Source organism: Micrococcales bacterium (assembly GCA_009784895.1).
Taxonomy (GTDB): domain Bacteria; phylum Actinomycetota; class Actinomycetes; order Actinomycetales; family WQXJ01; genus WQXJ01.
The window spans coordinates 61,450-79,230 of record WQXJ01000002.1 but is presented as its reverse complement, the minus strand read 5'-3'; the positions used below and the strand labels follow the sequence as shown (position 1 = coordinate 79,230).

At 62.0% G+C, this 17,781-nt stretch carries 13 protein-coding genes and 1 pseudogene; 4 read left to right on the top strand and 10 right to left on the bottom strand.

What is annotated here, in order from left to right:
* Positions 1-95 precede the first annotated feature (95 nt).
* The 3 genes and pseudogenes from FWD29_00840 (at position 96) to rsrA (ending at position 1,651) form a co-directional block, all read left to right on the top strand.
* Positions 96-581 (top strand): annotated as a pseudogene (locus FWD29_00840) (MerR family transcriptional regulator).
* A gap of 153 nt (positions 582-734) precedes the next feature.
* Entirely contained in the window at positions 735-1,361 is a 627-nt protein-coding gene (locus FWD29_00835) for a sigma-70 family RNA polymerase sigma factor (GenBank protein MCL2802492.1), read from the top strand.
* The gene (gene rsrA / locus FWD29_00830; protein ID MCL2802491.1) at positions 1,358-1,651 is read left to right on the top strand and encodes a mycothiol system anti-sigma-R factor; all 294 of its coding nucleotides are present in this window, start codon (positions 1,358-1,360) and stop codon (positions 1,649-1,651) included. The genes FWD29_00835 and rsrA overlap by 4 nt, the downstream gene beginning before the upstream one ends.
* Before the next feature lie 396 nt (positions 1,652-2,047).
* On the opposite strand, the gene FWD29_00825 is transcribed toward rsrA, so the two are convergent.
* On the bottom strand, positions 2,048-3,184 hold the full coding sequence (locus tag FWD29_00825; GenBank protein ID MCL2802490.1) for an ROK family transcriptional regulator: 1,137 nt from the start codon (positions 3,182-3,184) through the stop codon (positions 2,048-2,050).
* 307 nt (positions 3,185-3,491) lie between these two features.
* On the opposite strand from FWD29_00825, the gene FWD29_00820 reads away from it, so the two are divergent.
* Positions 3,492-4,745, top strand: coding sequence for an extracellular solute-binding protein (locus tag FWD29_00820; protein MCL2802489.1), 1,254 nt, complete (start codon positions 3,492-3,494; stop codon positions 4,743-4,745).
* A gap of 153 nt (positions 4,746-4,898) precedes the next feature.
* Here FWD29_00820 and FWD29_00815 read toward each other — a convergent pair whose 3' ends face one another.
* From FWD29_00815 to FWD29_00775, 9 genes are all read right to left on the bottom strand, one after another.
* Positions 4,899-8,666: a multifunctional oxoglutarate decarboxylase/oxoglutarate dehydrogenase thiamine pyrophosphate-binding subunit/dihydrolipoyllysine-residue succinyltransferase subunit gene (locus FWD29_00815; protein ID MCL2802488.1), complete on the bottom strand. Its 3,768-nt coding sequence runs from the start codon at positions 8,664-8,666 to the stop codon at positions 4,899-4,901.
* 283 nt (positions 8,667-8,949) lie between these two features.
* Positions 8,950-9,756 (bottom strand): ABC transporter permease, encoded by an 807-nt coding sequence (locus FWD29_00810; protein ID MCL2802487.1) that lies wholly within the window; start codon positions 9,754-9,756, stop codon positions 8,950-8,952.
* Positions 9,753-10,640 (bottom strand): ATP-binding cassette domain-containing protein, encoded by an 888-nt coding sequence (locus FWD29_00805; protein ID MCL2802486.1) that lies wholly within the window; start codon positions 10,638-10,640, stop codon positions 9,753-9,755. Before FWD29_00805 ends, FWD29_00810 begins: the two co-directional genes overlap by 4 nt.
* Positions 10,641-11,013: 373 nt before the next feature.
* The gene (locus FWD29_00800; GenBank protein ID MCL2802485.1) at positions 11,014-12,132 is read right to left on the bottom strand and encodes a sugar kinase; all 1,119 of its coding nucleotides are present in this window, start codon (positions 12,130-12,132) and stop codon (positions 11,014-11,016) included.
* 44 nt (positions 12,133-12,176) lie between these two features.
* Positions 12,177-12,839 (bottom strand): bifunctional 4-hydroxy-2-oxoglutarate aldolase/2-dehydro-3-deoxy-phosphogluconate aldolase, encoded by a 663-nt coding sequence (gene eda, locus FWD29_00795; protein MCL2802484.1) that lies wholly within the window; start codon positions 12,837-12,839, stop codon positions 12,177-12,179.
* A gap of 17 nt (positions 12,840-12,856) precedes the next feature.
* Entirely contained in the window at positions 12,857-13,828 is a 972-nt protein-coding gene (locus tag FWD29_00790) for a sugar ABC transporter substrate-binding protein (GenBank protein MCL2802483.1), read from the bottom strand.
* A gap of 81 nt (positions 13,829-13,909) precedes the next feature.
* Complete coding sequence (locus tag FWD29_00785; protein ID MCL2802482.1) at positions 13,910-14,908, bottom strand: ABC transporter permease; 999 nt, start codon at positions 14,906-14,908, stop codon at positions 13,910-13,912.
* On the bottom strand, positions 14,905-16,380 hold the full coding sequence (locus FWD29_00780) for a sugar ABC transporter ATP-binding protein (protein MCL2802481.1): 1,476 nt from the start codon (positions 16,378-16,380) through the stop codon (positions 14,905-14,907). The genes FWD29_00785 and FWD29_00780 overlap by 4 nt, the downstream gene beginning before the upstream one ends.
* The gene (locus tag FWD29_00775) at positions 16,377-17,774 is read right to left on the bottom strand and encodes an aldehyde dehydrogenase family protein (GenBank protein MCL2802480.1); all 1,398 of its coding nucleotides are present in this window, start codon (positions 17,772-17,774) and stop codon (positions 16,377-16,379) included. Before FWD29_00775 ends, FWD29_00780 begins: the two co-directional genes overlap by 4 nt.
* Positions 17,775-17,781: the final 7 nt, after the last annotated feature.

Genomic DNA, 17,781 nt, shown 5'->3' with positions numbered 1-17,781 from the left:
CAGGAAGTAGGTCGCTGATGCCGCCTGACGATGACAAGACCGAATCGGTTGCCCACCAAGGCACACTGTTCAACGGCCGCCTGGCCGATGAGACGGTCGGTTTCCGCGGCCCCACTGCCTGCCGAGCCGCCGGCATCACTTATCGCCAACTCGACTATTGGGCCCGTACCGGCCTAGTTGCGCCATCGGTCCGCCCCGCCACCGGTTCGGGCACCCAGCGGCTCTACAACTTCCGCGACATTCTTGTCCTAAAGATTGTCAAGCGCCTGCTAGACGCCGGGGTATCGCTTAACCAGATCCGTTCCGCCGTGGCTCACCTGCGTGAACGCGGTGTTGATGACCTGGCCACAATCACGGTCATGTCAGATGGCGCCTCGGTCTACGAATGCACCAGTGCGGACGAGGTCTTTGACCTGGTCCAAGGTGGCCAAGGTGTCTTCGGCATTGCCGTTGCCAGCGTTTGGCGCGAAGTGGAAGGCTCGTTGGCAGAGCTGCCCAGCGAAAAATCCCAGGCCGCCGGTCACACCTCGGCCCCACCGGACGAACTGGCCGCCCGCCGCATGGCCCGCCGGGTGAGCTAGCGGCATCGGCCCCCAACGGTAGTAACCCTGTAACAAAGCCGCCGCGCCTGCGGCCGCCAGGGCGAAAGGGATAGTGTGTGCCCTGAACCGAAACAATCACCCCCGGGGCGCACAGTCCGTGCGCTCGGCCCAAAGACGTTAGGCTAACTGGTCATGACCAACGAGGCGCTGGTCGAGGATCCGCGCAGTACGGAAAGCGACGCTGAGCGCGGTGCGCGTTTCGAACGCGACGCAATGGAGTTTGTCGACCAGCTCTATTCCGCGGCCATGCGCATGACGCGCGACCCGACTGACGCTGAGGATTTGGTCCAGGAGACCTACCTAAAGGCTTTCGCCGCCTTTGGCCAGTTCAAACCCGGCACCAATATGAAGGCCTGGCTCTACCGGATTTTGACCAACACTTTCATTTCCGAATACCGCAAACGCCAACGCGGTGCCATCCAGGCCTCAACTGATGAGATCGAGGACTGGCAAATCCTCCAGGCCTCCTCGCACCAATCGACCGGGTTGAAATCAGCCGAGGCCGAGGCCCTGGAACGCCTGCCGGACAGCGCCATCAAAGACGCGCTGAACGAGCTGCCAGAAGAGTTCAGGCTGGTGGTCTACCTGGCCGATGTCGAGGGCTTCTCCTACAAGGAAATCTCCAAGATCATGGGCACGCCAATTGGCACGGTCATGTCGCGGCTGCACCGGGGACGGGCCAGGTTGAGGGAATCCCTAGCAGACCACGAACTTGCGCGTAATATGGTTTCGCAGTCAGAGAAAGGTGGTGCCAAATGACCACGCCAGATGCGCTGGCGCACGCCGCCGCCTTTGAAGAGTACGACTGCGAAAAGGCTTTACCGCGCCTGTATGAGTTCATTGACGACGAATTGACGATTGACGAGCTCCAGGCCATGCAGGACCATTTGGATGGCTGCGATTCCTGCGCCTATGAGCACACCGTGCGCCACAAGCTCAAGACCGTCATCCACGAGGTCTGCTTCGAACCGGCTCCAGATGAGCTCAAAGAGCGGGTCGCGGCCAACATCGCCAAGTTGCGGGCCCAATTCGCTGGCCAGGCCTCTTAAGCCTGGCGCAGTCGAGCTCGGTTGGCGGCCTTGGCGAGCTGAAGCTTGGTTGGCGCCCCCGGCCAGGCAGCGCTTGGTCGTCGGAGCTGAACTGGTGCCCGACGCCCCTGGCAGTTTTCGCGGCGCCTTAGGCGTTTGGCCGCTTGCCGTGATTGGCGCCAGAGTTCTTCCGGGTCCGGCGTTTGCGTGCGCGCTTTGACATTGGGCCCTGCTTTCCTCATGGCTCAGCGGCGAGGATTGTGCCTCGCCGGGAGGTAATTGTGCCACAGATTGGCCATCGGGTTTAGGCGATGGAGTACCTGCGGCTGAGGACAAGGGCGCAGGCGCCCAAACCGCGAGTCCAGGCTTTGTCACCAAACCCCTACCGCGAGTTTTGGCGCCTCGGCTGAAATGTCTCTAGGCGATGCCGTACCTGCGGCTAAGGACCAGGGCGCAGGCGCCCAGCAAAGCCGATTCGCTGCCACCGTGGGCTGGTCGAACCAAGAAGCCTTGGCTGGTGGCCGGCAGCACCCTTTGCTTGATGGAACCGGCGATGGCCTGCAACAACTGGTCCGGCAGTTCTTGGTTTGGGCTGGCCACCACAATCTCGTTGAGGTTGAGGGAGCTGACAACTGGGGCCAGGACCGTGCCGGTGGTTGCGCCAATTTGTTCCAACTTGTCTAGATCGCCTTGGATCTGGTCCAGCGAACCGGCCGAAAACACAGTTTCCAAGCAACCGGCACGGCCACAGGCGCACGGCTCGCCGTTGTCGACCGCCGTGACGTGGCCAATCTCGCCGGCCGAAGAGGTCGGGCCTTCGAGCAACACACCGTCGAGCAGCAAAGCGGCGCCGAGCCCCAGGCCCACCATGATTAGCATCATGCCGGTTGGGTTGGCGCCGCCAAAGGTGAATTCAGCCCGAGCCGCCAAGTTGGCGTCGTTGTCTACGTAAACTGGCAGGTCAATAAGGTCTTCGAGACGTTGCTTGAGCGGTAGGTCAACCCAGCCAAGGTTAGCGGCGGAACGAACTACACCGTTGGTTTCGACAACGCCAGGTGTGGCAATGCCAACGCCAACTACCGGGCTGGGAGCCTCGAGCAGCATTTGGCGGATGGCCTGTTCGAGGGCCTCGACATCGGCCGCGCCGCGGGTGTCGCCAATTGGTACTTCGCGGCGCAAAACGGACTGGCCGGAGAGGTCGAGGACCGCTGTTCGGGCGGTCAATCCGAGCGAGAGATCGACTGCCAAGACGTAGCCGGCGCTGGGCGTCATTGAGACAATATTGGCCGGTTTGCCGACCCGTCCGCATGAGACTGGCCCCTGGTCAGAGACCAAACCAGCGTCGATCAGTTTTTGAACCAGATCAGAGATGGTCACCCTGGTTAGGCCGGTAGCTCGGGCCAAATCGGCCCTCGAAAGTGGGCCCTTGTGGAACAGGGTGGTTAGGACCAAGGCGCGGTTGTGCACGCGCGAATCGGTTGGTTGGGCCTTGGTAGTGGGCCTAAGCCGCTGACCAAGCTGGCCGTGGCTGAAGGGGGCGTGGGCGTCGGTCACTCTTATTAGTAAACAGGCATAACAATTCTAAGTCAACCCTGGCCGCCCATGGCGGAGTGGTGCGAAACCTCTAACTCGGTGGTCCGCGGTGGTGCGGAGCCTCGGACTCGGCGGTCCGCGGTGGTGCAGAACCTCGGACTCGGTGAAGTCGAGGGGTGCGGAGGTTGGGGGCCGGGGTGGGTAGGCGTCAGTGCGGTAAGTAACGGTTTGGTGACATTTGGCGCCAAGCTGGCGCCAATAGTCCGCAGAAAGGAGTAATCTGTTAGCCTGCCTAACAAATAACCAAACTAGAACGAAGGAGTTCGCAGTGAACAGGAAGTGGTTAGGAGCGCTCGGGGTCGCCTGCATTGGGGCGCTGGCTTTGAGCGCCTGTGGCGATAGCGGCAGCGGCAACGGTGGCGGCGACAAAATCGAGCTGACCATGGTGGCTGCGGTCTATTCGGACGTGACGAAGTCACTTTGGGAGGGCTACATCAAGGACTTTGAGGCCAGCCATGACAACATCACCATCACCCTCGAGATGCAGTCATGGGAGAACATCAACGAGGTCATGAAGACCAAGGTTCAAGGCAACCAGACTCCTGACATCTTGAGCATTGATGCCTTCTCGAACTACGTCCAGGACGGGTTGCTCTACTCAGCCGATGAGATTCTCGCGCCTGAAACCATCGCCGATTTCCAGGAGTCGTTTGTGGCCAACGCCACCATGAACGGCCAGCAGTTCGGCTTCCCGCTGATCGCCTCGGCCCGGGCCCTGTTCATCAACGATGACATCTTCAACGAAGCCGGTCTGGACCCAGCCAATCCACCATCCACCTGGCAGGAACTGGAATCGGCAGCCAAAGCCATTGTCGCCATGGACAAAGACATCTACGGCTATTGCATGCCACTGGGCTCGGAGGAAGCCCAGGGCGAGCTGGGCATTTGGATCATGTCGAATGGCGGTAGCTACGGCGACGCCGAGACGTTGACCATCGACGACCCGAAGAACATCGAGGCAGCTGATTTCATGGTCAAACTAATTGACGGCGGCCTGACCGAGCCGGACCCCGGCGCCACCCAGCGCACCCCGATGCTCAACAATGTTTTCATGCAGTCGAAGTGCGGCATGGTGGTTGGCTTGCCCCCCATCATGGGCATGATCGCTGACCAAGCCCCGGATCTGAACTACTCCGTGTCGCCATTCCCGACCAACATCACAGACCAGGTGACACTGGGTGTGGCTGACCACCTGATGGCCTTCAAGAACGGCGGCGATGAGGCCAGGGGCAAGGCGGTTGGCGCCTTCCTCGACTTCTTCTACTCCAAGGACAACTACGTCAAGTTTGTTGACACCGAGGGTTTCTTGCCGGTGACCAAGTCCGGCGCCGAAGGCACCACCAAAACCGAATTCGCTCCATTCAACGAGCTGTTGCCCTACGCCAAGTTCTACCCCTCGATCAACCCAGATTGGGGTTCAACACAGGGCTTGATCCAGCAAAACATCGGCAAGATTGCCTCCGGCGCCAAGCCGGCCGATGTGCTTGGGGAAATCCAACAAGCCTCTGAAACCGGCTTGTAGCCCCAGCTCCTGGAACCGCCGCCAAGCGAACGGGTGACGGCCAGGTCAACTACGGCAGCCGGCGTCGGACAGCGAAAAAAGAACCCCACAAAACGCCAGTCCGAGCCCTAGCAGCAAACTGCGAAGGCTCGGACTGGCGTTTTTGCGTCGAAACTAGGCGAAGGCGCGGTTCAGCAGCTCACGCTGCTCAACGTCGTGCCCGTTATGTGAACCGGTGGCCGGCGAGGCGGCATCTGGCCGGGCCACGACACGCAGCTGGCGCCCACCAAGATGGGCCGGTAGCTGGCGCATCAAATGGGTCCAAGCGCCCTGGTTCTCCGGCTCGTCTTGAACCCAAACGACGTCGGCATCGGCCGCCCAATTGGCCGTGACCTGGGCCAAAACCTCCGGATCGAGCGGATAGAGCTGCTCGAAGCGGACCAGCTGAAGCTTGGCTTGTTCGGCCTGGTCGAGCTTGGCCCGCCGAGCCCTGAGATCCCAGTAGATCCGGCCGGTGCAAAGCAGAACCTTGGAGGCGCCTTCGGCACCGGGGTCGACAATGACAGGCTGGAACGTGCCAGTGGTGAAATCCTCCAGTGAAGAGACGGCCTCTTTGCGGCGCAGGCCGGACTTGGGTGTGAAGACGATCAACGGCTTGCGCGGCCGGTTGTAGGCCTGCAAACGCAGCAGATGCGCGTAGTTGGCCGGCAACGTGGGCTGGGCGATCCGCATGTTGTCTTCGGCGCAGAGCTGTAGCCAGCGCTCGATCCGGGCCGAAGAGTGGTCCGGGCCCTGACCCTCGTAGCCGTGCGGCAGCAAGAACACGACAGAGGAGCGCTGCTGCCACTTCTGTTCGGCGCTGGAGACGAACTCGTCCGCCACCGTTTGGGCGCCATTGAAGAAGTCACCAAATTGCGCCTCCCACATCACCAACGCGTCCGGCCGCTCAACCGAGTAGCCGTATTCGAAGGCGCTGATCGAGTACTCCGACAGGGCCGAATCGTAGACAAAGATCTTGGCCTGATGGTCAGAAAGGAACCACAGCGGGGTCCACTCCGAGCCGTTGACCTTGTCGTGGAAGGTGACATGGCGGTGGGCAAAGGTGCCGCGGCGTGAGTCCTGGCCGGTCAGGCGGACCGGAATATCCTCTAGCATCAGCGAGCCGTAGGCCAGCATTTCCGCCATACCCCAGTCGATCCCGCCTTCTTTGGCCATTTGGGCGCGTTTCTGGAGCAGCGACTCCAACTTGGGGTGGACGGTGAATCCAGCCGGCGGGTTGACAAAGACCTGGCCCACCCGCTCGATCACAGCCGGGCTGATGGCCGTCTTCCAGCCGGATAGCACTCCGGCCTCCTCGCGCTGCGAGACCGGCACTTCGAGGCCGTGCGACAGGCCCTTGGCGGCTTCCTTGTTGCCCTCTTTGGCCGCCGTCAGCGCGTCGCGCGTTTCGGTCAAGGCCCGGTCCAGCTCAGACTGGAAGAACTTGAGCGATTCCTCGGCCTGTTCCATTGACAAGTCGCCGCGGCCAATCAGGGCCTCGGTGTAGAGCTTGCGCACTGACCGCTTCTGGTCGATGAACTGGTACATCACCGGCTGGGTCATCGAGGGGTCGTCGCCCTCGTTGTGGCCGCGGCGGCGATAGGAAATCAGGTCAACAATCACATCGGACTGGAAGTGATCGCGGAAATCGGCCGCCAGCAAGGTGGCTTGGATACAAGCCTCCGGGTCGTCGCCGTTGATGTGGAAGATCGGCACGTCAAAGCCCTTGGCCATATCGGTGCAGTAGTAGGTCGAACGCGAATCAACGGTGCCGGCCGTGAAACCGACCTGGTTGTTGATGATGATGTGAATGGTGCCGCCGGTGCGGTAGCCACGCAGTTTGCCCAGGTTGAGGGTTTCCATGACAACGCCCTGGCCGGCGAAGGCCGCATCACCATGAATGGCCACGGGCACGACCGCCTGCGGGGCGCCTGCGCCCAGGTTAAGCCGGTCTTGCTTGGCCCGGGCGATACCCGCAACAACGCCGTCCGCAGCTTCGAGGTGGGACGGGTTGGCAGCCATGTAGACACTGATTTGGGCGCCCGATGGCGCGGTGCAGGTTCCCTCAGTACCTAGGTGATACTTGACGTCGCCTGAGCCCTCAACCGTAATGGCGTCTTGGTCGTCTTCGAACTCTGAGAAGACCTGGGCGTAGGACTTGCCGGCCACATTGGTCAGAACGTTGAGCCGGCCGCGGTGGGCCATGCCGATGACCACTTCATGCGCCCCGTGGTCGGCGTAGCGGCTGATCATGGCGTCAATTGTCGGGATGACTGACTCCGAACCCTCTAGCGAGAAGCGCTTGGCGCCAATGTACTTGGTCTGCAAGAACGTCTCAAAGGCTTCGGCTTGGTTGAGCTTGCGCAAGGTGCGCTCTTGGTCTTCCGGTTCCATTGGTTCGGCCGGGCGCTCAAGGCGCTTGGATAGCCAGGCGCGCTGGTCAGGATCATCGAGATGCATGTACTCGACGCCGATCTTGCGGCAGTAAGTGTCACGCGCCCGGGTGACGATTTCCCGCAGGGTCATCTCTGATTTCTCAGAGAAGCCGCCGGTTGGGAAGACCCGGTCCATGTCCCAGATTGACAGCCCGTAGTTGGTCAGCATCAAGTCTTCATGACCGCGTTGGCGATAGGCCAGTGGGTCGATATCCGCCATCATGTGTCCGCGCACCCGGTAGGAGTGGATCAAGCGGGCCACGGCGTTGGTCTTGGCCTCCATTGGCGCCCTGAGATCCCGTTCCCAGCGGAATGGCTCATAGGGAATGCGCAGCGAAGCCAGGACCCGCTCGTAGAAGCCGTCCTGGCCTAACAGCTTGGCCTCCATGCGGCGCAAGAATTCACCGGACTGGGCCCCTTGGATAACCCGATGGTCATAGGTCGAGGTCAGAGTCAGCAGCTTCGAGACGCCCCAATCAGACAGGGTTTCGTCGTTGGCGCCCTGGAAAGCCGCCGGATAGGTCATGGCGCCCACGCCAACAATGACACTCTGTCCGGGCATCAGCCGCGGCACTGAGGCGCTGGTGCCAATGCCACCAGGGTTGGTCAGCGAGCAGGTCACACCGGAAAGGTCGTCGACCGTCAGCTTGCCGGCCCGAGCCCGGCGCACAATGTCCTCATAGGCCGCCCAGAATTCGGCGAAGGTCAGCGTGTCAGCCTTCTTGATCGATGGCACAAACAGCTGCCTGGTGCCATCCGGCTTGGTCAGGTCAATGGCCAAACCCAGGCCAACATGCTTGCGACGCAGCAGGGTCGGTTTGCCCTTTTCGTCGGCATAAGCCACGTTCATGTCGGGGCTTTCCCTCAGCGCCTCAGCCATGGCGTAGGCGATCAAGTGGGTGAAGGAAACCCGCCCGCCGCGGTCGCGGGCCAGCTGGTTGTTGATCAGCATCCTGTTTTCGATCAGCACCTTGACCGGCACTTCACGAATCGAGGTGGCTGTGGGCACGCCCAGCGAGGCGGCCATGTTGACCGCCGTGCGCATGGCCGGGCCCTTGAGGATGACGGACTCGTCTTCGGTGGCCTCACCGCTTTCGGTCAGGGCTTCGGGTTCGGATGAGGCGTAGCGCGCAATCGCGGTGACGGCGGCGGCCTCGGGAGTGACATCGACCGCCAGGTCAACTGGCTTTGGCTTGCGGACCAGATGGTCGCGGGGGACTGGTTCCGGCCTAGCGATTGGCACCGGGCCGGCGGCCTGTTCGGGTGCAATCGTGGCCGCTGCGGCCGAGGGCGCGGCCGGAGCCTTGGGGGTGCGGCTTGACGAGGGCTGGTAGTCCTCAAAGAAGTCCCACCAGGCCGGGTCAACCGATGACTTATCAGTCAAATACTTTTGGTGCAGTTCGTCGACCAGCCAAGCGTTGGCTCCTAGAGCCTTGGGGCCTATGGGTGAGTGCTCAGTCGTTGTCACTTCAGTGGACCTCTCCGTCCGAACCAGTAGATGGGCAGATACCTGCCGTGACGGCTAGACCGCCAGGCAAGCCAGTGGGCAGCTTTGCCACCGTTCGATCCTACAGCGCCCGAGCGAGGTTGAATGGGCTGGCTCCAAAGGAGCCGGGTCCATTCAGACCGAGCGACCAGCTGTTGACGAGGCCGCAGGTTGAGGATTGCAGCGCCCGAGCGAGGTTGAATGGGCTGGCTCAAAAGGAGCCGGGTCCATTCAGGCGGTGGGGCTTGGAGGTTTCCTGGGCGCGTCAGGTGATATCTCGCCGTAGCGACGTAAACAGTCCGATGCCGGCCGGTATCAGACCCCAAGCGATCAGCGCCAAGACGCCCGCCCAGGCGGGGAGCAAGGAGCCCATCGAGCCTCCGCCCGCCATCAATGAATAGAAGGACTGGCCAATAATGGCGTCCCCTGAGGCAGATGGCAGGAAGTCCAGGACAGGCATTGACCTCCCGGTCAGGATTGGCAGCATGCGCAGCATCGGTTCGACCATCTGGGAGACCGCCAGCACCACCACGATGACGACCACTTGGTTCGGGATCAGAGTGCCAACCCCAACCCCGACCAAGGCCCACAGCGTCATCGCCAGTAGGGTGCGACCGATCAGCGCCCAGGTCGAAGCTTGCCCCAGCCCGGTCGGTTCGCCGATGATGGCCAGAAAGCCACTGCCGCATATCGCCACGGTCAGCACGCTGGCCAACGCAAAGGCAAAGCCCATTGGAATGGCCGCCACCAGTTTGGCCGCCATCACCAGGCCGCGGCGCGGTTCGACCAGAAAGGTTGGCGTGACGGTCTGGTGCCTGAACTCTTGGGTAATGGCCAGCGCTCCCACCAGCACCGGGAAGACATAACCCAGCGCGTTGACCATCGAATAGGCTAACTGCCCCAGGTCAATGACACCGGCGAGCTGCCGGCTGTCTTCGTCGGTCGCGAAGTGCAGCATGCCCACCATCAGCAAGGTCATCAGGGCCATGTACCCGGCCATGCAAACCAATAGAATCCACCACAGCCGGGTGGAAAAGAACTTGCGGTACTCCGACCTAATCGCCGCGGTCATGATCGCGGCCCCTCGGTCATCGCAAAAAACAGTTGTTCCAGGCCCTCTTGCAGTGGCACCAGCTGATGCAGCTCGACCCGGGCCTCGAAGGCGGCGTGGCCAACGGTGGCGGCGTCGGGTCCCTCGACTATGACGACCCCGGCTGGGTCGGCAGCCGCCTGCCAGCCCATACGGGCAGTTAGGGCGCCAAAAGCGCCTGGGTCGGTTGCCACCACTTTGGTGCGGGGTGTGGCCAAGGTGCGCATAGCCTCCAGCGACGAGGCGTGAACCAGGCGACCCTTGGCAATGATGACCACGTCATCGACGGTTTGTTCAACCTCGCTCAGCAGGTGGGAGGAGACCAACACCGTTCGGCCCTGGCCGGCTAGGGTCCGCAACAGTGTGCGGATCCAGGCGATGCCCTCCGGGTCTAGGCCGTTGGTCGGCTCATCAAGTAACAAGACTTGGGGGTCACCCAGCAAGGCGCCGGCTAGGGCCAGGCGACCGCGCATTCCAGTCGAGAATTCGCCCACCCGCTTGTTGGCCTGCTCGGACAGCCCAACTTGCTCGAGGGCCTGCAGGCAGCGCTGGCGGCCCGCACCAATACCCGGGGCCAAGGACAGCAGGTGGTTCAGGCCGGAACGGCCCGGATGGAAAGCTGAAGCCTCCAGCGTCACGCCAATGTGAGCAGCCGGTTTTGGGATTTGCCGGTAGGCCCGGCCGTCGAACCTGACCTGTCCGGCGTTTGGTTTGACCAGACCCAAGGCGCAGCGAAGGGACGTTGTCTTACCGGCGCCGTTTGGTCCCAGAAAGCCGGTCACCCGTCCGGGCCGAGCTTGAAAGCTCAGGTCATCGACCGCTGTGAGAGTCCCAAAGCGCTTGGTCAGCCGCGCGAATTCAAGCACCTTGTGACCCTAGCACGCCCCCAAATTCCGCGAGTCCGAGCTTTGACACCACCCCAAATTCCGCGAGTCCGAGGTTCTGCATGACAACGCAGTGCCCCGCGAGCCTGAATCATGCTGCCAAAGCCTGGATTCGCGGAAAGTGGGTTCTGACCAGCCCCAACACGCGAGTCCGAGCTTTGACACCACCCCAAATTCCGCGAGTCCGAGGTCCTGCATGACAACGCAGTGCCCCGCGAGCCTGAATCATGCTGCCAAACCCTGGACTCGCGGAAAAGGGGCATGGTGCCAAACCCTGGACTCGCGGAAAAGGGGGGAGCGGGCGGCGGCTGGAGAGCTGGGTGGCTGGAGAGTTGGGTGGCCGGGCGGCTGGTGGCTAGCGGACAACCCGGGCGCTGCCGCCCCCGGCCAAGTGGCGGACTTGGGCTGCGTCGGCCTGGGAAGTGTCGCCAGGTGTGGTCATAGCCAAAGCTCCGTTAGCCAGGCCAAGCTGGACCGCGGCGGGTAAATCCAGTCCCTCCATTAGGCCGTTGATCAAGCCGGTGGCAAAGGAATCGCCTCCGCCAACCCGGTCGAGGATCTCCAGGGCTGAATACGGTGTGGCCTCGGCGAATTGCCCCGAGCCATCTGGGTCGCGACCCCAGGCGACAGCCCCCCAATCGTTGACCGAAGCACTGATCACCCGGCGCAAAGTGGTGGCGACTAGCTTGAGGTTGGGAAAGGCCGCCGCAGCCTTTTCAATCAGGGCCTTGAAAGCCGGAACTGGCAGATCGCCCAGGTCTGGGGCAACGCCATCGGCGGCAATTCCAAGGGCGGCGGTGAAGTCCTCCTCATTGCCCAACATGACGTCAACAAACGGCGCCAAGCGCTGGTTGACCGCCTGGGCGGCAGCCTGCCCACCCAGCCGGCGCCAGAGCGATTCGCGGTAGTTGAGGTCATAGGACACGACCGTGCCGTTGCGACTGGCCGCGGCCATGGCCGTCTCGGCTAGGGCGGCCGCGCTGGGGGAGAGCGCGGCAAATATGCCGCCGGTGTGCAACCAACGCACCCCGCGCCGGCCAAAAAGGTCTTCGAGGTCGAAGTCTTGGCTGGTCAACGCCGAGGCTGCAGAATGAGCCCTGTCGGAGACCCCCAGGGCCGGGCGCACCGAAAAGCCGCGCTCGGTGAAGTTCAGGCCCAGCCGGCCAGTTTCGCCAACTCCGTCATAGGGGCTCCAGTGGACAAGTTCAGTACTGACGCCGGAGGCGCGGATCAACCCCTCGGCCAGGTGGCCCACCTCGGTGGAGGGCAGGCCGGTCAGGACGGCGGCACGCAGGCCAAAGACCGCGGACAAGCCGCGCGCGACGTTGTATTCGCCGCCGCCTTCCCAGACCGTAAACTGACGCGCTCGGCGGATCCGGTTGGCCCCCGGGTCCAGGCGCAACATGACTTCGCCCAGAGCCACCACATCGAACTCACATGTGTTCCTAGGGCGCAAATCGAGCGTCAATGACATCACCTTCAGTTTTTCGAACCGGCCACCGCCGGCTCCGGTAGTAGTTATTTGGGCGGCCGCCTCGCGGCCAGCGAGACGGCCTGACTGACCAGCTCTTCTACTTGGGCAAAATCGCCATCGGCCACGAGGGCGCGAGGCACCATCCAGCTGCCTCCCACGGCCGCCACCGGCGCCAACGCCAAATAGTCGGATAAGTTACCTGGTCCCACCCCACCGGTAGGCACAAAGTTCAGTTCGGCAAAAACCGAGCAAAATGCGGCCAAACCGGCCGGTCCACCCAGCTGAGCGGCCGGGAAGAACTTGACCAGCCCGACCCCTTGTTCCAGGGCCGCCATCATCTCACTGGCTGTGGCCACGCCGGGTAGCGCGCTGACTCCTAGCTCAAGGCAGCGCGCCACCACGGAGGGGCTGTAGCCGGGCGAGACGACGAAACTAGCGCCGGCCGCCACGGCCGCATCGACCTGATTGGCGTTCAGGACCGTGCCCGCACCAACCACTAGCGGTGGCCCACCGGCCGGGCCACCAGCAGCCGCCAAGGCGGCGATGGCGGCCAGACCGGCCGGCGTTCTCAGAGTCACTTCAATTAGGGGCAGACCCCCGGCTATGAGGGCCCGGCCCAGGTCTGGAGCGCGAGCGGCATTGTCGACTACCGCCACCGGGATGATCCGGTGCTGGCGGCTAAGTTCGACAAAAGCCTCAGTTATCACGGCAGCTGCCAGATGTCTCAGAGGTAGTCGTTGACGTTGGCGGCAGTGATAAGGGGTGATTCGATGCCTTGCATCTTCTCAACGTTGACGCCATTGAAAATGTCCGCCAGGACGTCAACACCCTTCTTGCCAATTACGAAAGGATCGTTGAAGCCGGTCGCCAGGTACTTCGAGCCATCTTTGGCGATCTCCGCTTTGGCCTTTTCTGAACCGTCAATGCCACCAATGATGATGTTGTCCAGGCCGGCATCGCTAGCGGCCGCCATAGCGCCCAGGCACATATCGTCGTTCTCACAGAAGACCACGTCGATCTTTCCGTCGAGCTTGGCGATCATGTTTTCCATTGAGGTCTTGCCGTCGTCAGCGTTCCAGTTGCCAAAGTCGGAGGCAACTTCGATTGTGATGCCAGCGGCATCGAAAGCAGCCTTGGCGCCGGTGGTACGGGCAATGCCAATGGTGTTGTCGTCCGGGCCACCGCGGATGATGACGGCCGTGCCGCCACCGCCCAGCTGCTCAGCCAAGTAGTTGCCAACCTCGGTGCCCATACGTTCGTTCTCTGGGCCAACCCAAGCAGTGAAGACCTCAGTGGTGGTCAACCGGTCCACCAGTACTACCGGGACGCCGGCGTCGTCAATATCGGCCAGGGCCTGCGGGTAGTCATTAACCCAGGCGCCGGAGAAGACAATGCCATCAGGGCCAGTGGCCAGGCAGGTTTGAGTGTCGGTCAGGACTTTGTCAGCATCGCCATCAGCGTTGTATGACTGCACTTCCCAGCCGAGTTCCTTAGCCCTATCTCCCACGGCGGTGTCCATACCGGCAAAGTAGTCGCCTCCCAGCGACAGGTTGATCATGCAGATGGTTTTGGCATCGCCGCCGTCTGCCTTCTTTTCGGCCGGGGTGTCGTCGCCGCCGCAAGCAGCCAAGGTGGCAGATAGGCCCAAGGCCATCAGGCCCGCGGCGCCAATGGTTAGTAGTTTCTTGATGCGCATCGCATTCTCCTTATGGTTCTGAGTGCTTGTTTTCATTTGTGTTTGTGAGCGGTGTTTTGGTGGTCACCACGCGGTGGTTTCTCACTCCCGTTGGCGGGAGCGAGACTGGATCAGGATCACCAGAATGATGATCAAGCCTTTGAGGACTTGCTGATAAAAGGACTGGACGGAGCGAAGCGAGAGGATGTTGTTCATCAGAATCAACACCACCATGCCCGCCATCATGCCTCGGATGTTGCCTTTGCCGCCCATCAGGCTGGCCCCGCCAATGACGCAGGCGGCAATGGCGTCCAGCTCGAAAGCCAGACCAGCGCCACTGGGTTGGATTTGGCCGGATCGGGAAGCGAAAACGACTCCGGCTACGCCGGCACACAAGCCGGAGATCATATAGGCCGTCATGATGCCGCGGTTGACCGAAATGCCGGCCAGGCGGACGGTCTCGCGGTTGCCGCCAATGGCAATGGTGCTGCGACCCAGCGGAGTGCGGTTCAAGAAAACAGTGGCCACCACCACGAAGGCGACCAAAACCAACATGCCGCTGGGAAAGATGCCAAATAGATTGAACTTGGTCACGCCTGGGAAAGCCGGATCGGTTGGCCTAACTGCGACATCGGACAAAACCTGGCAAAGCCCACGGATGGTGGTCATTGTGGCCAGTGTCACCACGAAGGGCGCCAAATCAAACCGGGCCACCAGGAACCCGTTGATGGCACCCAAGACCACGCCGCTGGCAATCCCGACCGACATGCAAAGCCACACCGGCAGCCCAAAGTCCAGGGACAAAAGGGCGGCCACGGTGCCAGAGAAGCTTAAGACCGAGCCAACCGACAGGTCGATGCCACCGGTCAGGATGACAAACAACATGCCAATGGCGATCAGACCGTAGCCCTGGGAAGGCCACTGCTTCATGATGTTGGTCAGATTGCTGGCCTTGTAGAAGACCCCATTGGTCAACGGATGCGCCGCTATGGCCAACGCCAACATGACCACACATAGCAGGGCCACCATGGTCACGTTGCGCCCGTTGACCAGCAGCCGGCCGCGGTTGAAGGCGATTTCAGGCATTGACAGGCGACTCATTTGCCAACTCCAATCGAATAGGCCAGGACTTCGTCTTCGGTGGTGTTGGCGGCCTTGAGCTCGCCCACCAGGCGCCCCTCACGCATGACCAAAACCCGGTCCGCTGCGCCAATCGCTTCGGTTAAATCGGAGGAGACCATCAGCACCGACAAGCCTTTATGCGCCAGTTCGTCAATCATCGAGTAAATCTGCACCCGGGTGGCCATATCCACCCCCCGGGTTGGTTCGTCCAGGACCAAAATGTCTGGATTTGTCAGCAGCCACTTGGCCAGCACAACCTTCTGCTGGTTGCCGCCTGATAATTGCCCTGCTTCCCGTTTGGCGCAATTGGCTGGTTGGATTGACAGGCTCTGCGTCATTTCTTGTACGTCGGCCCGGCGTTTGGTCATATTCAAAAACAGGCCCCGCATAGTGGCCAGGCAAATGTTTTCCGCCACGCTCAGTCCCAAAATCAGTCCGCTGCGTTTGCGGTCTTCCGTCACCAGGGCCAGGCCAGCTTTCATGGCCTGGGCCGGCTTCTTGAAGCGGCGCACAGCACCTTCGAGCTGAACTGTGCCGCTAGTTGGCCGCCGAGCCCCAAAGATGGTCTCGACCAGCTCACTGCGGCCCGAACCAACCAGGCCAAAAACCGACAGGACTTCGCCTTGGCGCAGCTGGAGGCTGATGTCCTCGAAGTTGCCGGCCCGGCTAAGCGAATCCACCGTCAGGACCGGTGGCCCAAATCTGGTGCGGCGGTCAGGATAAACCTGGTCAATCTTCCGCCCAGCCATCAGGGCAATGATTTCGTCCTCGTTGGTTCGGCTCGATGGGGTGTCGGCGATGAAACTGCCGTCCTTCATCACAACCACTCTGTCCGCCAGGTTGAGGACCTCCTGGAGTCGGTGGGAAATGTAGATGACCAAAGTGCCAGCTTGGCGCAGCTGGTTGATCAAGGAGAACAGCGAATCCAAGTCGGACCCGGCCAGTACGGCTGAAGGTTCGTCCAGCACCAGAATCTTCGGATGGGACACCAGGGCCTTGGCAATTTCGACCATCTGTTGTTTGGCCACCGACAGATCGCCGGTCTTGGCCCGGACCTTGACGCCGGTGAAGTTGGCCCGCCGCAGCAGTTCCGTCGCCCGCTTGTGGGCCCGGCGCCAGCTGATTAGACCGCGCCGCTTCGGCAAATCTCCCATCAGCAGGTTCTCGGTCACGGAGAGGCCTGGCACCACCGACAGCTCTTGGTAGACCGTGTGGATGCCAAGGTCAATAGCGTCTCGTGGGCTCTTTAGCATTATTGGCTGGCCATCAAGCTCCATTTCGCCCGAGTCCATCGGGTGGGCACCGGCCAGCACCTTTATCAGGGTCGATTTGCCCGCCCCATTGGCGCCAACAATCGCCACCACCTGCCCGTATTCGGCCTGCAGGCTGACTCCGTGCAGCACCTCGGCGCTGCCGAAAGACTTGCGCACATTGCGCAAAGCCAAACTCACGCCAAGGCTCCAATGGCCACAATGGTCTTTTGCTGAGTGAAGTCGAGCACCGTGTCATGCAGACCTTCGCGGTAGCCGCCGGTCTCGCCGGGCCCGCCAAAGGGCAGGTTCTCGGCCCGCAGCGCCGTGGTGCCGTTGATCATGACCGAGCCGGCCTTTAGCCGGGTGGCGGCCTTGAGAGCCCGGTTGATGTCTTGGGTGAAAATGGCCGCCTGCAGCCCGTAGGGCGAGTCGTTGGCCAGGTCGATGGCCTGTTCCAGGCTGTCCACCTTGACCAGAGGGGCGACCGGCCCAAAAACTTCCTCAGCCATAGTTGGCGAGGCCGGTGGCACGTCCACCAGCACGGCCGGAGTGACAAAGGCGCCTTGGCGCGCCCCGCCGGCCACCAGTTTGGCGCCTTCAGCCACCAGTTGCCCGATGGCGCTTTCAACCTCGGTTGCGTCGGCTTCGGCGATCAGGGGGCCTACGTCGGTGGCCTCGTCTAGCTGGTCACCGACTACCAGTTGACTGGTCTTGGCTACTAGTCGGTTGGCCAGAGCGTCGTAAGCCCCGGCGGTGACATAAATGCGTTTGACAGCACAGCAGATTTGACCGTTGCCCCTAGCCAGCCGCCCAAAAACGATCGCGTCGACGGCCCGGTCCAGATCGGCATCGTCCATGACAATTAGCGGATCGTTACCGCCAAGCTCAAGGAAGGCCTTGGCGAAGCGGCGGGCACAGCGTTCAGCCACGTTGCGACCGGCAGCGGTGCCCCCGGTCAAGGTGACCGCAGCGATGTCCGGATGGTCGGCAATGGCCGCCACAACCGTGCGGTTGCCGATGATGACCTGATGGGCGTATTCGGGGAAGCCGGCCTGGGCGTAGTACTCGTGGATCTTGAACAAGGTCAGTGGGCAGCGGGTGGGCGGCTTAGTGATGACGGCGTTACCGGCGGCTAGGGCTGCGGCGGCTTTGTGGGAGTAGAGCTCAACCGGGTAGTTGAATGGGATCAGGGCTGCCACCAGTCCCAGCGGTTGGCGGATGGTGACGGCGAAGTGGTTTTCCATGCCGGGCACGGCGTCCATGGGGAATTGGCGCCCCAGGATGCGCGTGGCCTCACCGGCGTAACCGCGGAAGATGCGAATTGCTGCTTCGACCTCGCCGCGGGTCTGCTGAATAGGCTTGCCGTTCTCCTCAGCGTCGAGCCGGGCCAGGCCTTCTAGGTCAGCTTCCATCAGGTCCGCCAGTCTTAGCAACATGGCTTGGCGGCGGTGGGCAGGAGTGGCAGCCATGGCCGCTTGGCCCTTCATGCCTTGGGCCACCACGGTGGCCACATCAGCCACCGAGGACTCGGGGACCTGGCCAATCACCTTGCCGGTGGCCGGGTTCTGGACCTGAATTGAAGCGGTGGTCATGATGGCA

What these genes read in the sequence shown, in the direction of transcription:
- FWD29_00800 (MCL2802485.1), bottom strand. Translation starts at nt 12,132, where the DNA reads ATGTCATTGACGCTCGATTTGCGCCCTAGGAACACATGTGAGTTCGAT.
- FWD29_00785 (MCL2802482.1), bottom strand. Translation starts at nt 14,908, where the DNA reads ATGAGTCGCCTGTCAATGCCTGAAATCGCCTTCAACCGCGGCCGGCTG.
- FWD29_00775 (MCL2802480.1), bottom strand. Translation starts at nt 17,774, where the DNA reads ATGACCACCGCTTCAATTCAGGTCCAGAACCCGGCCACCGGCAAGGTG.
- FWD29_00810 (MCL2802487.1), bottom strand. Translation starts at nt 9,756, where the DNA reads ATGACCGCGGCGATTAGGTCGGAGTACCGCAAGTTCTTTTCCACCCGG.
- rsrA (MCL2802491.1), top strand. Translation starts at nt 1,358, where the DNA reads ATGACCACGCCAGATGCGCTGGCGCACGCCGCCGCCTTTGAAGAGTAC.
- FWD29_00790 (MCL2802483.1), bottom strand. Translation starts at nt 13,828, where the DNA reads ATGCGCATCAAGAAACTACTAACCATTGGCGCCGCGGGCCTGATGGCC.
- FWD29_00835 (MCL2802492.1), top strand. Translation starts at nt 735, where the DNA reads ATGACCAACGAGGCGCTGGTCGAGGATCCGCGCAGTACGGAAAGCGAC.